This window comes from Klebsiella sp. OBRC7 (assembly GCF_000293135.1).
GTDB classification, from domain to species: domain Bacteria; phylum Pseudomonadota; class Gammaproteobacteria; order Enterobacterales; family Enterobacteriaceae; genus Klebsiella; species Klebsiella michiganensis.
Genome location: NZ_ALNJ01000126.1, coordinates 1 through 15,306 on the forward strand (window position 1 = coordinate 1; position 15,306 = coordinate 15,306).

At 57.7% G+C, this 15,306-nt stretch carries 14 protein-coding genes and 1 pseudogene; 10 read left to right on the top strand and 5 right to left on the bottom strand.

From position 1 onward, the window contains the following. The first annotated feature begins 140 nt into the window (after nt 1-140). On the top strand, nt 141-1,121 hold the full coding sequence (locus HMPREF1144_RS23995) for an IS110 family transposase (RefSeq protein WP_009654251.1): 981 nt from the start codon (nt 141-143) through the stop codon (nt 1,119-1,121). A 179-nt stretch (nt 1,122-1,300) separates the two neighbouring features. Here the strand turns inward: HMPREF1144_RS23995 and HMPREF1144_RS24000 are convergent, their stop codons facing one another. The 5 genes and pseudogenes from HMPREF1144_RS24000 to HMPREF1144_RS33790 all read right to left on the bottom strand — a co-directional run. Next, complete coding sequence (locus tag HMPREF1144_RS24000; protein ID WP_004853873.1) at nt 1,301-2,341, bottom strand: NADP(H)-dependent aldo-keto reductase; 1,041 nt, start codon at nt 2,339-2,341, stop codon at nt 1,301-1,303. A 237-nt stretch (nt 2,342-2,578) separates the two neighbouring features. Then, on the bottom strand, nt 2,579-2,797 hold the full coding sequence (locus HMPREF1144_RS24005) for a YgdI/YgdR family lipoprotein (protein WP_004105255.1): 219 nt from the start codon (nt 2,795-2,797) through the stop codon (nt 2,579-2,581). A 124-nt stretch (nt 2,798-2,921) separates the two neighbouring features. Further along, on the bottom strand, nt 2,922-3,635 hold the full coding sequence (locus HMPREF1144_RS24010) for a TerC family protein (protein WP_004853869.1): 714 nt from the start codon (nt 3,633-3,635) through the stop codon (nt 2,922-2,924). 81 nt (nt 3,636-3,716) lie between these two features. Continuing rightward, nucleotides 3,717-4,412: a DNA mismatch repair endonuclease MutH gene (mutH, locus tag HMPREF1144_RS24015; protein ID WP_004853868.1), complete on the bottom strand. Its 696-nt coding sequence runs from the start codon at nt 4,410-4,412 to the stop codon at nt 3,717-3,719. 88 nt (nt 4,413-4,500) lie between these two features. Next, a pseudogene (locus tag HMPREF1144_RS33790) lies at nt 4,501-4,641 on the bottom strand (hypothetical protein); the annotation flags it as partial. Between the two features lie 453 nt (nt 4,642-5,094). Here HMPREF1144_RS33790 and rppH point away from each other — a divergent pair. The 9 genes from rppH (at nt 5,095) to recC (ending at nt 15,203) form a co-directional block, all read left to right on the top strand. Continuing rightward, nucleotides 5,095-5,625, top strand: a complete 531-nt coding sequence (gene rppH / locus HMPREF1144_RS24020) for an RNA pyrophosphohydrolase (RefSeq protein ID WP_004124593.1) — start codon at nt 5,095-5,097, stop codon at nt 5,623-5,625. Nucleotides 5,626-5,637: 12 nt separating this feature from the next. Beyond that, nucleotides 5,638-7,884, top strand: coding sequence for a phosphoenolpyruvate--protein phosphotransferase (gene ptsP / locus HMPREF1144_RS24025; RefSeq protein ID WP_004853863.1), 2,247 nt, complete (start codon nt 5,638-5,640; stop codon nt 7,882-7,884). 295 nt (nt 7,885-8,179) lie between these two features. After that, nucleotides 8,180-9,055, top strand: coding sequence for a prolipoprotein diacylglyceryl transferase (lgt, locus tag HMPREF1144_RS24030; protein ID WP_004124587.1), 876 nt, complete (start codon nt 8,180-8,182; stop codon nt 9,053-9,055). Nucleotides 9,056-9,061: 6 nt separating this feature from the next. After that, the gene (gene thyA, locus HMPREF1144_RS24035; protein WP_004124584.1) at nt 9,062-9,856 is read left to right on the top strand and encodes a thymidylate synthase; all 795 of its coding nucleotides are present in this window, start codon (nt 9,062-9,064) and stop codon (nt 9,854-9,856) included. 220 nt (nt 9,857-10,076) lie between these two features. After that, complete coding sequence (locus HMPREF1144_RS24045) at nt 10,077-10,544, top strand: prepilin peptidase-dependent protein (protein WP_004853857.1); 468 nt, start codon at nt 10,077-10,079, stop codon at nt 10,542-10,544. Continuing rightward, a complete protein-coding gene (locus HMPREF1144_RS24050; protein WP_009654249.1) occupies nt 10,535-11,098 on the top strand; it encodes a prepilin peptidase-dependent protein in 564 nt (187 codons plus the stop codon). The genes HMPREF1144_RS24045 and HMPREF1144_RS24050 overlap by 10 nt, the downstream gene beginning before the upstream one ends. Further along, nucleotides 11,095-11,508, top strand: coding sequence for a DUF2509 family protein (locus tag HMPREF1144_RS24055; protein WP_009654257.1), 414 nt, complete (start codon nt 11,095-11,097; stop codon nt 11,506-11,508). Before HMPREF1144_RS24050 ends, HMPREF1144_RS24055 begins: the two co-directional genes overlap by 4 nt. Further along, entirely contained in the window at nt 11,493-11,816 is a 324-nt protein-coding gene (locus HMPREF1144_RS24060; RefSeq protein WP_004853851.1) for a prepilin-type N-terminal cleavage/methylation domain-containing protein, read from the top strand. The genes HMPREF1144_RS24055 and HMPREF1144_RS24060 overlap by 16 nt, the downstream gene beginning before the upstream one ends. Nucleotides 11,817-11,828: 12 nt before the next feature. Next, nucleotides 11,829-15,203: an exodeoxyribonuclease V subunit gamma gene (gene recC, locus HMPREF1144_RS24065; RefSeq protein WP_009654256.1), complete on the top strand. Its 3,375-nt coding sequence runs from the start codon at nt 11,829-11,831 to the stop codon at nt 15,201-15,203. Nucleotides 15,204-15,306 lie beyond the last annotated feature (103 nt).

The window sequence follows — 15,306 nt, forward strand, 5'->3', positions numbered from 1 at the left end:
ATGCCGTGTCCGGGCTTAGGCTTTCGCGCCTGTTCCGTAGATCCTTTGCACCGGACCGCCGTTCTTTCTCATGTGATAAACCGGACAGTATCATGGACCGGCTTTCACCGGTAACCCGTATTTGCAAGGTTGGTTTCACTATGGAAAATGAACTCCACTTCATCGGTATTGATGTCGCCAAAGCTAAACTGGATGTCGACATTCTTCGCCCTGATGGCCGGCATCGTTGTAAAAAATTTGATAATACCCTCTCCGGACACGAAGCGCTGGTCCGCTGGCTTCGCGGCCATGACGTGAACCGTGCCCATGTCTGCATGGAGTCCACCAGCACCTACATGGAAGACGCGGCCGCGCATCTGAGTGATGCCGGGTATACCGTGTCCATCATCAACCCCGCCCTCAGTAAAGCTTTCGCACAGAGTGAGGGGTTGCGCAGTAAAACTGACAAAGTGGACGCCCGTATGCTGGCTCACTTCTGCCGGGAAAAACGCCCGTCAGCCTGGGAGGCCCCTCATCCGACAGAGCGGGCACTGAAAGCCCTGGTGTTAAGGCATCAGGCGCTGACAGAGATGCAGACGCAGGAGAAAAACCGGCGGGAAACCGCGCCGGAGGTTCAACTGGCCAGCATTGATATCCTGCTGGGATGTCTGAGCGCGGAGCTGACGCGTATCGAAAAACAGATAAAAGACCTGACGGATAACGACCCGGATATGAAACGACGGCGGAAGCTGCTGAACAGTATCCCGGGCATCGGGGAGAAAACAGCGGCGGTTCTGCTGGCGTATACGGGCCTGAAGCTGAAGTTCGGTACAGCGCGGCAGTTCGCGGCGTATGCGGGACTGACGCCGGTGCAGCATGAGTCGGGCAGCAGCGTGATGCGGGCGAGCCGGATGAGCAAAGCGGGGCCGGTTCAACTGCGCAAGGCGTTATACATGCCGGCATTATCGGCGCTGTACCATACGGCGTGGGGAAAAGCGTTCAGGAAAAGGCTGGAAGAGAGCGGAAAGCGGGCAAAAGTCATCATAGGGGCGATGATGCGAAAGCTGGCGCAGGTGGCGTACGGTGTACTGAAGTCAGGAAAGGCGTTCGATGCGTCACAGCATGGGTTGTTGATAGCGTAAGAAAGAGTGCCGGATTAAACGACAGCACCGGATGGCGCTGTCGTTGTTGTGCCTGTCATCCGGGAGCCGGAAAAGGTGACAGTAGTTAAAAGAGTTGCAGGCGTTCACAGTATCTACAAACCGCACAAACTTGTAGCCCGGACAGATGCGTAGCATCGCCTCCGGGAGCTTTTACGGCCTTACGGTGCCGGGTAGGTATAAACCTGATGCACCGCTTCAATCTCGGCTAAAACCTCTGCGCTCAGCTCCAGATGCAGGCTTTCGACGTTGGTTTTCAGCTGCTCCATGGTCGTCGCGCCGAGCAGGGTGCTGGCGACAAACGGCTGACGACGTACGAAGGCCAGCGCCATCTGCGCCGGGTCAAGGTTGTGCCGCTTCGCGATCTCGACATAGGCCGCCACCGCTTTTTGCGTTTGCTCGCCGCTGTAGCGCGTAAAACGGCTGAACAGCGTATTGCGCGCGCCTGCCGGTTTTGCGCCGTTGAGGTATTTCCCGGTCAGCGTGCCGAACGCCAGGCAGGAATAGGCCAGCAGCTCCACGCCTTCATACTGGCTGACTTCCGCCAGGCCCACTTCAAAGCTGCGGTTCACCAGGCTGTACGGGTTCTGGATCGTCACGATGCGCGGCAGGTCGTGCTTGTCCGCCAGATGAAGATAGCGCATCACGCCAAACGCCGTTTCGTTAGAGACCCCGATATAGCGAATCTTGCCGGCGCGCTGGAATTCGGCCAGCGCGTCCAGCGTATCCAGCAGGGTGACGACCGGGGCGGAATCGGCCCAGGTGTAGCCCAGCTTGCCGAAACAGTTGGTCGGGCGCTGCGGCCAGTGTACCTGATAGAGGTCGAGATAATCGGTCTGCAGGCGCTTCAGGCTGGCGTGCAGCGCCTCGCGGATATTTTTACGATCCAGCTTGTGGTCAGGACGAATGCTGCTGTCGTTATTGCGGGCAGGGCCGCTCACTTTAGAGGCGATAATCAGCTTTTCGCGATTACCGCGCTTCGCCAGCCAGTTACCGACGTAGGTCTCCGTCAGGCCCTGGGTTTCCGGGCGCGGCGGGACGGGATACATTTCCGCGACATCAATCAGGTTAATACCCTGACTCACCGCGTAATCGAGCTGCTCGTGCGCGTCTGCCTCGCTATTCTGCTCACCAAACGTCATTGTGCCCAGCCCCAGCGTGCTGATTTCAAGAGAACTGTGTGGGATACGGTGATACTGCATAGCCGGCTTCCTTTTTTATCAACAAGGTCAGGCGTTCCCCGACAAAGGAATATAAAAATGGCAGAGGGGGAGAAAAAGGGGAAGTAAAAAAATCAAAAAAGCCGGGCTTACGGAATCCAGCCTGATGAATCCTTGCGGACAGATCAGGTTTATCCCGACTTTTCTCTGAATGCTGAAGAATAAAGAACGCTGCTCAACGGTGCGATAAAACGGTAAATCGCGACCTGACGGCGGGGGCTAACGTTTAATAATCTGCGAAACGTCGTCACGATTGATCTGCATTTTATTACCCTGCTGATCTTCGTAGCTGATAAGGCCGGTATCGTCGTCTATGGCGGGTTTGCCGTCAGTCAGAATCATGCGACCATCTTTGGTTGCCATGACGTAATCGCTGCTGCAACCGGAAACCGAGAACGCCAGTCCTACGGCGGAAATCAATACTGCCCATTTTTTCATCGCTATCACCCCTATTATAGCCGCACCTCGTACCAGTATATTAATAGCCTGATTTGTGAGACATAAAAAGCAGTTAAGTCTTAAAAAAGAATTGCAGCCCGTTTCAGGGCTGCATTTTAGCGGGCTACAGCGGATTTTTTTTATTGCGCAGCAGGTTGAGACTTTCAACCGCAATCGAAAAGAACATCGCGAAATAGATGTAGCCTTTCGGCACGTGCACGTCGAAACTTTCGAGCATCAGCGTGAAGCCGACGAGGATCAAAAACGACAGCGCCAGCATTTTCACCGAAGGATGGCGGTCAACAAAATCGCCTATCGAACGGGCGGCAACCATCATCACCAGCACCGCGATAACCACTGCCGCCATCATAATGAACAGATGGTCCGACAGCCCGACGGCGGTGATCACCGAATCGAGGCTGAAAATAATATCCAGCAGCATAATCTGCACGATGGCGCCCATAAATGAATGGACGTTGGTTTTCAGCCCTTCTTCTTCGCCTTCAATGGATTCGTGAATTTCTTTACTCGCCTTCCAGATCAGGAACAGCCCGCCCAGCAGGAGGATCAGATCGCGAAACGAGATCGCCTGGCCTAGCACGGTAAAGAGAGGATTAGTGAGCTTGACGACCCACGCGATTGACGCCAGCAGCGCCAGACGCATGATCATCGCACCCATCAGCCCAATACGGCGGGCGTGGGCCCGTTGCGCAGTGGGCAGTTTTGCCACCACCAGAGAGAGGAAAATAATATTATCGATCCCGAGCACTATCTCCAGCAGCGTCAGCGTACCAAGCGCCAGCCAGGCGTTAGGATCGGTTACCCATGCAAATAACATCGTTCAAAGTCCTGCAAAATAGAAAGATGCGATTATATGCAACCGCCACGGCAGAACAAAAAATTAATCATCTCCAGGCCGTTATTTCGAGGAGAGAAGGAAATGGCGGGCGAGCAGGGCGGCGGTAAAGTTTTTCTTCAGATAGAAACCGCGCGGTAGGGTGAGGATCGGTTCGCCGCGGGCGCCTACCGCCTCGGTCAGCGCTTTGCTGTTTGCCGCTTTCGGGCGCAGCTGCAGCACTTCGCCGTGGCGGGCGGTGATGCGCTCGACCTGGCCGAGGACGATCAAATCCATCAGCTCTTCCCAATCCAAACGCAGCTGGCGATCTTCTTCTTCGCTGGGGCTCCACAGCAGCGGTGCGCCGACGCGGCGTTCGGCCAAAGGAATCGCGCGATCGCCCTCTACCGGTACCCACAGTACCCGCTTGAGCTTATGACGCACATGGCTGCTCTCCCAGGTGACGCCGCTGTTGCCGGTCAGCGGCGCGACGCAGACGAAGGTGGTTTCCAGCGGGCGACCTGATGAATCGATGGGGATGGTTTTCAGCTCGACGCCGAGGGCGGCGAAATCCTGCTCCGGCTTGCTGCCTGCGCTGGCGCCAAGCCATATCTCCAGCAGGATGCCGATCCAGCCTTTATCACGTTTTAAATCGCGCGGAATCGGAATCCCGGCAAGCTGGGCCAGCTCCCCCAGCGAATAGCCTGCCAGCTGCTGCGCCTGGTCCAGAAGCAGCTCCTGGCTTTGCGGGGGAGATAAGAGCGGCGCGATGGTCGGCATAGCGTAAAACCTCTGACTAAAAAGTGAGCAGTAATTTCATCCGTTGTGGATAGAGTTTACCTTTTCTTGAGTAAGTATGACAATTTGATGATTCGTATGGATTTTTTTTCACTTTTTTGCCGCTGTGAAAATGGTGAAACCGGGTTTTCCAGAACTGGTCACCGACAATGAACAGGATCTTACACCCTGTTATCCACAGAAAAATGGGATAACTGGGGAAAAGCGCCACTACTGTTTCCATTTACAGCCTTGACGTGAGAGGAAAATCGAGTTTTTAGACAAAATATGCCCAGCTCGCTTGCGTAAGCTGTGGATAAAATCAACATTGCTCGATCTTTCATCAGTTCCAGGATCGCTTATGTGATGATCGTCACGTTATACTGTGAATTATGAAATTTAAACATGCTAACATAATGAAAATTAGATCATTATTATTAAGGGTTATGACCACGCCGTTCGGATGATTCCGGGTTTTCCCGGGTTAATTCCATACTTCTTCACAACTCTATCCACAGAAAAAGTGAATAAAATCGTCCGGGTATGGCTTTCGCTGTTTATAACTCTGGGTATTACTGTGAGTTATTCAAATGTTATTCGAACTCATCGCTCTCACAGAGTGGTTTACCGTTTCCAGCGAGTGTGAAACAATCATTCACATTGAAGCTTATTTTGAGGTAGTCCGGTGATTGATGACGATGGCTACCGCCCAAATGTCGGTATTGTAATCTGTAATCGCCAGGGCCAGGTTATGTGGGCCAGGCGCTATGGTCAGCACTCGTGGCAGTTCCCGCAAGGGGGCATAAATCCAGGGGAATCAGCAGAGCAGGCGATGTATCGGGAATTGTTCGAAGAAGTTGGGCTAAGCCGTAAAGATGTGCGGATCCTTGCTTCAACCCGTAACTGGTTGCGTTACAAATTGCCTAAACGTTTGGTGCGTTGGGACACAAAGCCGGTATGTATCGGCCAGAAACAGAAGTGGTTTCTCCTGCAATTGATCGGCAGTGATGCGGATGTCAATATGCAAACCAGCAGTACACCTGAGTTTGATGGCTGGCGATGGGTAAGCTACTGGTACCCGGTGCGTCAGGTGGTGTCGTTTAAGCGCGACGTATACCGCAGGGTGATGAAAGAGTTTGCCAGCGTCACCATGGCGCTGGCGGAAAGCACGCCTAAGCCGCAAAGCGCGCCTGCATATCGACGTAAAAGAGGTTAAGCCACGCACATTATGCTCACTCGGTTGCGAGAAATAGTCGAGAAGGTCGCGAGTGCGCCGCGTTTAAACGAGGCGCTGGATATCCTGGTCACCGATATCTGCGCCGCGATGGAGACGGAAGTCTGTTCGGTTTATCTGGCTGACAATGACCGACGCTGTTATTACCTGATGGCGACGCGCGGGTTGAAAAAGCCGCGCGGGCGCATCGTTGCGCTCGCTTTTGACGAAGGCCTGGTGGGCCTGGTTGGCCGCCTGGCCGAACCCATTAACCTCGCCGACGCGCAAAAGCACCCCAGCTTTAAATATATTCCCGCGGTCAAAGAGGGCCGCTTTCGCGCCTTCCTCGGCGTGCCGATTATCCAGCGGCGTCAGCTGCTCGGCGTGCTGGTTGTGCAGCAGCGCGAACTGCGCCAGTTTGACGAAAGCGAAGAGTCCTTCCTGGTCACCCTGGCCACGCAAATCGCCGGCATTCTCTCTCAATCGCAGCTGAACGCGCTGTTTGGTCAATATCGTCAGACCCGCATCCGCGCGCTGCCCGCCTCGTCAGGCGTGGCGATTGCCGAAGGCTGGATGGACGTCAGCCTGCCGCTGATGGAGCAGGTTTATGAAGCCTCGACGCTCGATACCGCTTCCGAGCGCGAGCGGCTGACCGGCGCACTGGAAGAGGCGGCGAACGAGTTTCGCCGCTACAGCAAACGCTACTCTGCCGGCGCGCAGAAAGAGACGGCGGCCATCTTTGACCTCTATTCGCACCTGCTTTCCGACGCGCGCTTGCGCCGCGAACTGTTCGCCGAAGTCGATAAAGGCGCGGTGGCCGAATGGGCGGTGAAGAAGATCATCGAGAAGTTTGCCGAACAGTTTGCCGCGCTCAGCGACGGCTATCTGAAAGAGCGCGCGGGCGATCTACGCACGCTGGGCCAGCGGCTGCTTTTCCATCTTGATGACAGTATTCAGGGGCCAAACACCTGGCCGGAGCGCATCGTGCTGGTGGCGGATGAACTGTCGGCCACCACCTTAGCGGAGGTTCCTCAGGATCGTTTAGCCGGCGTGGTGGTGCGCGATGGCGCGGCCAACTCCCATGCCGCGATTATGGTGCGCGCGCTGGGCATTCCGACGGTGATGGGTGCGGATATTCAGCCTTCGCTGCTGCATGGGCATACCCTCATTGTCGACGGCTATCGCGGCGAGCTGCTCGTTGACCCGGAGCCGGTGCTGCTGCAAGAGTATCAGCGCCTGATCAGCGAAGAGAACGAGCTTAGCCGCCTGGCCGAGGACGATCTTGAACGCGCTTCCGAACTGAAAAGCGGCGAGCGGGTAAAAGTGATGCTCAACGCGGGCCTCAGCCCCGAGCACGAAGAAAAGCTCGGCAATTTCGTCGATGGTATCGGCCTTTACCGTACCGAAATCCCCTTTATGCTGCAAAGCGGCTTCCCGTCTGAAGAGGAGCAGGTTGCCCAGTATCAGGGCATGCTGCAGATGTTCAACGAGAAATCGGTCACACTGCGCACGCTGGACATCGGTGCGGATAAACAGCTGCCGTATATGCCGATCAGCGAAGAGAATCCGTGCCTTGGCTGGCGCGGTATTCGGATCACGCTCGATCAGCCGGAGATCTTTCTGGTACAGGTCCGCGCGATGCTGCGGGCCAACGCGGCAACCGGAAACCTCAGCATCCTGCTACCGATGGTCACTAGCCTGGATGAAGTGGATGAGGCTCGTCGCCTGATCGATCGCGCCAGCCGCGAAGTGGAAGAGATGATTGGCTACGCCATTCCCCGCCCGCGTCTTGGCGTGATGCTGGAAGTGCCGTCGATGGTCTTTATGCTGCCGCAGCTGGCGAACCGCGTTGATTTTATCTCCGTTGGCACCAACGATCTGACCCAGTACATTCTGGCGGTGGATCGCAACAACACCCGGGTCGCCAGTATGTACGACAGCCTGCATCCAGGGGTACTGCGGGCACTGGCGATGATTGCCCGCGACGCCGAGCGTTTTGGTATCGACCTGCGCCTGTGCGGCGAAATGGCGGGCGATCCGATGTGCGTGACGATCCTGATTGGTATGGGTTATCGTCATCTGTCGATGAACGGTCGTTCGGTGGCGAGAGTGAAGTATCTGCTGCGGCGCATCGATATCAATGAAGCCCAGGAGCTTTCCCAGCGTAGCCTGGAAGCGCAGATGACCGCCGAAGTGCGCCATCAGGTCGCAGCTTTTATGGAGCGACGCGGACTCGGCGGCCTGATTCGCGGCGGCCGCTAGCACGGGCTATGGTTCATGAATTTGTAGCCCGGGTAAGGCGTTAGCCGTGACCCGGGACAACGCTGACGAGGTTCTAGTGGCCTGAGGGTCGGGTAGCCCGGACAGGCGCAGCGCGCCGCCTCCGGGAATGCTCAGCTGCGAATTCGCATTCGTATACATATCTTTTACATGTCCGGCGCGGATCGCCCTTCGCGCTTATGCTATCATTCGCAGCCTTTGGAGCGCCCGTTTCTGACGTGCGCGAACGATCCCCGCTGTCCACTTTCGGCGGAATAACAAGTGTTTATGGTGACAGATGAATAGTGGCTACCTGCATTTTCCGGAGTTTGATCCGGTAATTTTTTCCATTGGACCGGTCTCCCTCCACTGGTACGGCCTGATGTACCTGGTTGGGTTTATTTTTGCGATGTGGCTGGCCACCCGTCGGGCCAATCGTCCGGGCAGCGGTTGGACAAAAAACGAAGTTGAAAACCTGCTATACGCTGGCTTCCTTGGGGTTTTCCTCGGCGGGCGTCTTGGCTATGTCTTCTTCTATAACCTGCCGGTGTTCCTCGACGATCCGCTCTATCTGTTCCGCGTCTGGGACGGGGGTATGTCCTTCCACGGCGGCCTGATCGGCGTGATTCTGGTGATGATCATTTTCGCCAAACGCACGAAGCGCACCTTCTTCCAGGTTTCCGACTTCATTGCGCCGCTGATTCCGTTTGGCCTCGGCGCCGGGCGTCTGGGCAACTTTATCAACGGTGAACTGTGGGGCCGCGTCGATCCGAACTTCCACTACACCATGATTTTCCCCGGCTCTCGGGCGGAAGACCTGGCGCTGCTGCCATCACATCCTGAGTGGCAATCGCTGTTCGATACCTACGGCGCGCTGCCGCGTCACGCTTCCCAACTCTATGAATTGGCGCTGGAAGGCGTCGTGCTGTTCCTGATCCTGAACCTGTTTATCCGCAAGCCGCGTCCGGCAGGTTCGGTTTCCGGTCTGTTCCTGATTGGCTATGGTCTGTTCCGCATCATCGTGGAGTTTTTCCGCCAGCCCGATGCGCAGTTCACCGGCGGCTGGGTACAGTACATCAGCATGGGTCAGATTCTTTCGATCCCGATGGTGCTTGCGGGTATCATCATGATGGTCTGGGCGTACCGTTGTCGTCCGCAGCAACAAAATTCTTGAGGAACCATGAAACAGTATCTTGATTTGATGCAGAAAGTGCTCGACGAGGGCACGCAAAAAAATGACCGCACCGGTACCGGCACCGTCTCTATCTTCGGCCACCAGATGCGTTTTAACCTGCAGGAAGGATTCCCGTTGGTGACGACCAAGCGCTGTCATTTACGCTCCATCATCCATGAACTGCTGTGGTTCCTGCAGGGTGACACCAACGTGGCGTATCTGCACGAAAACAACGTCACTATCTGGGACGAGTGGGCGGATGAAAACGGCGATCTTGGGCCGGTCTACGGCAAGCAGTGGCGCTCCTGGCCCGCGCCGGACGGCCGTCATATCGACCAGATCAGCACGGTGATGGAACAGCTGAAAAACGACCCGGATTCTCGCCGGATTATCGTCTCGGCATGGAACGTCGGCGAACTGAACAAGATGGCGCTGGCCCCGTGCCACGCGTTCTTCCAGTTCTACGTCGCCGACGGCAAGCTCTCCTGCCAGCTCTATCAGCGCTCGTGCGACGTATTCCTCGGCCTGCCGTTTAATATCGCCAGCTACGCGCTGCTGGTGCATATGGTGGCGCAGCAGTGCGACCTCGAAGTGGGCGATTTTGTCTGGACCGGCGGCGACACGCACCTGTACAGCAACCACATGGAGCAGACGCACCTGCAGCTGAGCCGCGAACCGCGCGCGCTGCCGAAGCTGGTCATCAAACGCAAGCCGGCATCGATTTTCGACTACCGCTTTGAAGACTTCGAAATCGAAGGCTACGACCCGCACCCGGGGATTAAAGCGCCAGTGGCGATTTAACCCGGAAGTGACGACGAAAAACCGGCGCCTGCGAGCGCCGGTTTTTTTATGCCTCAGCCGGGCCGACGGCCAGCTTTATTCCCCCGATGGAACGATTTTTTGCGAGCAGATTTCCTGCACTGTTGAAACCCGCTGCAACGCCGTTAATACTCTTCGGGGCGCGCTGCAAACCCGTATTTTACCGTTCGAATAAAGCCTCAATGCTCCGCATACTCGGCCCATGAACAGAGAACATGGCTATACCCTGATTGAAACCCTGCTCACCATGGTCGTGGTCGTCATTCTCGGCGCCAGCGGGCTGTACGGCTGGCAGAGCTGGCAACGGCAGCAGCGCCTGTGGCAAACCGCCTGCCAGGTCCGAGACTACCTGGTGCTGCTACGCGATGACGCCAACTGGCACAACCGCGACAGGGTATTAAGCGTCGGCCAAAGCGCGGAGGGCTGGTGCCTGAGCGCCAGCGGGCCGATGGCCGACTGTCGCCTCAGGGACGCTTTCACGCTGCAACCGCTATGGCCGGAGGTTTCGCTCAGCGCAATGACGCCGGGGCTGGGGTTTTATGGCCTGCGTAATACCGCCTGGGCCGGGCATATCCGCCTGCAAAGCGCCGCGGGCGGCTGGAACATTATTGTTTCTCACTGGGGGCGCATCCGCCTGTGTCGCGGCGAGGAGACGGCATCGTGTCTGTAAAACAGCGTGGCTTTTCCCTGCCGGAAATGCTGATCGCGATGGCTATCAGCGCCGTGCTGCTGCTCGGCAGCGCGCGTTTTCTTCCGGCGCTGCAGTGGGCCGCGCTTCGCCAGACCCGGCAGCAGTCGCTGGAAAATGAGCTCTGGCAGCGAATCTACACCGTCGCGAAGCACCTGCAGCGCGCCGGCTATTGCCGTGGCCTCTGTCGCGGGCAGGCGCTGTATATTGCAGGTGGCGGTGATTGCCTGCTGGTGAGTTGGGATAGCAACAGCGATGGCGTCTGGAATAGCGCGCCGTCATCGGAATCGGATACCACCGGGTTTCGCCTGCGCGATGGCGCGCTGGAAACCCTGCGCGGCGCAAGCGCCTGCAGCGGCAAAGGCTGGGAGAAAATGACCAACCCGGCGGCGATTCAGATCACCGCGTTTCAGGTTACGCGCCTGGAGAGGGCGGGCTTCGCGCCGGAATTATCGATTACGCTGGCGGCGCACTCGGTCGCCGACCCGCAAATCCGCGCGCGGGCGGAATACGGCGTAACGGGGTATAACCTGTGAATCGCCAGCGCGGGCTCTCTTCGTTGCTGATGGTGCTGCTGCTGTTAGCGCTCGGCACGCTATTACTCCAGGGGCTGCACCAGCAGCAGCGTTCGCTGTTAGCGCAGACGGCCAGCGAAACGCGGGCGCTTAGCGATGCCGCTGATGCGCATTCCGCGCTGCAGTGGGGAAAGGGGCTCGTCTGGCCGCTTCAGGAAACGGTTAGCTGCCAGCAGAACGTGGCGCTCGGCTGGCGCGCCTGCCTGCGAGTCTTTAGCGACGCCTCGGTATTGCTGATTGGCGGCAGCGATGGCGGCGGCATGCTGCTGTGGCAGTCAGGCGCAATCGAACAAAACCGCGTCCGCTTTTCGCCCCACGGCTGGAGCGATTTTTGCCCGTTAAAGGAGGTGAGCCTATGCCAGATGCCCTGAGGCGGCAGAAAGGGTTTAGCCTGCCCGAAACGCTGCTGGCTTTAGTCTTGCTTATCGCAACCGTGACCGCGCTGGCGGGCTATCAGCGTGGGCTGGCCAACGGCTTTATGCAGCTCAACCAGTACCGTCAGCTGTGGCGCGATGCGTGGCGATTCAGTCAGCTTAGCCCACCGGTGATTCCCGCGAATCGCCAGGTATCCCGCATGCAGACATCGGTGCAAAGATGTGTCAGCATCACGGTAACGATCACGATGCCCGCAGCCAGGCGGGCGCAGATGACCCGGCTGCACTGCCCGGTCAGTCAGTAGCCAGGAGCGAATATGTTAAGGGTGTACCACTCAAACCGTCTGGATGTGCTTGAAGCCTTGATGGAGTTTATCGTCGAGCGCCAGCGGCTGGATGACCCTTTTATGCCGGAAATGGTGCTGGTACAGAGTACCGGGATGGCGCAGTGGCTGCAGATGACGCTGGCGCAGCGCTTCGGGATTGCGGCCAACATTGAGTTCCCGCTACCCGCCAGTTTTATCTGGGACATGTTCGTGCGGGTGTTAAAAGATATTCCCGGAGAAAGCGCGTTCAGCAAGCAAAGTATGAGCTGGAAACTCATGACCCTGCTACCGCAGCGGCTTGACGATGAATCCTTTACGCTACTGCGCCACTACCTGCACGACGATAGCGACAAGCGCAAGCTGTTTCAGCTGGCCGCCAGAGTGGCGGATCTCTATGACCAGTATCTGGTTTATCGCCCCGAGTGGCTGATGCGCTGGGAGGCCGACCAGCGCGTTGACGGGCTTGGAGACGCGCAGGCGTGGCAGGCGCCGCTGTGGAAAGCGCTGGTGGAATATACCGCCGAGCTGGGCCAGCCGCTGTGGCATCGCGCCAATTTATACCAACGTTTTATCAGCGCGCTTGAGGCCGCCGAACAGCCGCCCGCCGGGCTACCGTCGCGGGTCTTTATCTGCGGGATTTCGGCGCTGCCGCCGGTATACCTGCAGGCGCTCCAGGCGCTGGGTAAGCATGTCGATGTATATGTTCTCTTCACTAACCCGTGCCGCTACTACTGGGGCGACATTAAAGATCCAGCATTTCTGGCAAAGCTGCTCTCCCGCCAGCGCCGCCACCACCGCGAAACGACGCGAGAGCTGCCCCTGTTTCGCGATACGCAACAGGCTCCGGGGTTATTCAATGATGCCGGGGAACAGGATGTCGGTAATCCGCTGCTGGCCTCGTGGGGCAAGCTGGGGCGCGACTATATTTACCTGCTGGCGGGTCTTGAGCGCTATGAAGAGCTGGACGCCTTTGTCGATATCGCGCCGGATAACCTGCTGCATAATCTTCAGGCGGATATTCTCGAACTGCGTAATGCGGCGGTGGCCGGGCGCAGCGCCGAGGAGTTTGCCAACAGCCGCAGCAAGCGGCTGCTGGCGGCGGACGACCGCAGCCTGACGATTCATGTCTGCCATAGCCCGCAGCGCGAGGTTGAGGTGCTGCACGACCGGCTGCTGGCGATGCTCGAAGAGAATCCCGAGCTCACGCCGCGCGATATTATCGTCATGGTGGCGGATATCGATAGCTACAGCCCCTATATTCAGGCGGTCTTCGGCAGCGCCAGCGGCGAGCGCTGGCTGCCGTGGGCGATATCCGATCGGCGGGCCCGCGAATCGCATCCGGCGCTGCAGGCGTTTATCACCCTGCTTTCGCTGCCCGACAGCCGCTTTGCCAGCGAAGACGTGCTGGCGCTGCTGGATGTGCCGGTGCTGGCCGCGCGCTTTAACATTAACGAAGAGGGGCTACGCTACCTGCGCCAGTGGGTTAACGAATCCGGCGTACGCTGGGGAATGGATGACGACAACGTGCGTGAACTCGATCTCCCGGCTACCGGCCAGCATACCTGGCGCTTTGGCCTGACGCGGATGCTGTTGGGCTACGCCATGGACAGCAGCGAAGGGGAGTGGCGCTCGGTGCTGCCTTATGATGAGTCGAGCGGGCTTATCGCCGAGCTGGTGGGCAACCTGGCATCGCTGCTGATGCAGCTTAATCTCTGGCGCCGCGGGCTGGCCCAGGATCGCCCATTAGCCGAGTGGCTGCCGGTATGCCGCGACCTGCTGAACGACTTCTTCCTTCCGGACAGCGAAACGGAAGCCGCCCTGGCGCTGATAGAACAGCAGTGGCAGGCGGTGATTGACGGCGGCGTCGACGCGCAGTATGGCGAAACGGTACCGCTCTCTTTGCTGCGCGATGAGCTGTCCCAGAGGCTCGATCAGCAGCGCATCAGCCAGCGCTTTCTCGCCGGGCCGGTTAACATTTGTACCCTGATGCCGATGCGTTCGATTCCTTTTAAGGTGGTCTGCCTACTGGGGATGAACGACGGCGTTTATCCGCGCACCCTGGCGCCGCTGGGCTTCGATTTAATGAGCCAGAAGCCGCAGCGCGGAGACCGTAGCCGTCGCGACGACGACCGCTATCTGTTCCTTGAAGCCCTGATGTCGGCCGAGCAGAAGCTCTATATCAGCTATATCGGTCGTTCCATTCAGGACAATAGCGAGCGCTATCCCTCCGTTCTGGTTCAGGAGCTGGCGGACTACATCGGCCAGAGCCACTGCCTGGAAGGGGACGAAGAGCTGGACTGCGATGCCAGCGAACGGCGGGTCAAAGAGCACATCACGCATCTGCATACCCGCATGCCTTTCGATGCCGCCAATTTTCTGGCTAATGAAGATCAAAGCTATGCCCGGGAATGGCTGGCGGCCGCCAGCCAGCAGGGGGAGGCGCACGGCGCGTTCATCCAGCCGCTACCGGTACCAGAAATCGATCACTTACCGTTCGAACAGCTGCTGCGCTTCTGGCAGCATCCTGTTCGCGCGTTCTTTCAGCAGCGGCTGCGGGTGAATTTCCGCTCGGAGGAGAGCGAGATCCCCGACGATGAACCTTTTACCCTCGAAGGGCTGAGCCGCTATCAGCTGAACCAGCAGCTGCTCAATACGCTGATTGAGCAGCAGGACGCCTCGGCAATGTATCGCCGCTTCCGTGCCGCCGGGGAGTTACCCTATGGCGCGTTCGGCGAACTGGCCTGGGAGACCCAGCGTCAGGAGATGCAAAATCTGGCCGAACGGGTGATCGCCTGCCGCCAGCCGGGGCAGAGCATGGAAATCGATCTGCAATGCAACGGAGTCAACATAACCGGCTGGCTGCAGCAGGTACAATCCGACGGTTTGCTGCGCTGGCGGCCTTCGCTATTAAGCGTGGCGCAGGGGATGCAACTTTGGCTGGAGCATCTTGTCTATTGTGCTAGCGGCGGTACCGGCGAAAGTCGGCTGTTTGTGCGCAAAGAGGGCGAGTGGCGTTTTCCACCGCTGGCGCAGGAGCAGGCCCAGGGCTACCTCAACGATCTGGTTGACGGTTACCTGCAGGGAATGTCCAAACCGCTGCTGCTGCTGCCGGAAAGCGGCGGCGCATGGCTAAAAGTCTGTTATGACGCCGAAAAGAATGTCATGTTAATGGACGAAGAGACGCAGCAAAAAGCGCGCAGTAAATTTCTTCAGGCTTATGAAGGGAACATGGTGGTCAGCGGCGAAGGTGCCGACGTCTGGTATCAGCGCCTGTGGCGCACGCTGGAGCCGGAATACTATGAAGAGATCCTGACGCAAACGCAGCGTTATTTGCTACCAGTGTTTCGTTTTCATCAGTCCGAATAACATTGTAATAGTATAAAAATTGCGCACTGGATGGCAGTTCATTTATGATGCGCAGCGAATCACGGACTGATGTTTTATAAAGGCTGCCAATTGTGCAGCGCCA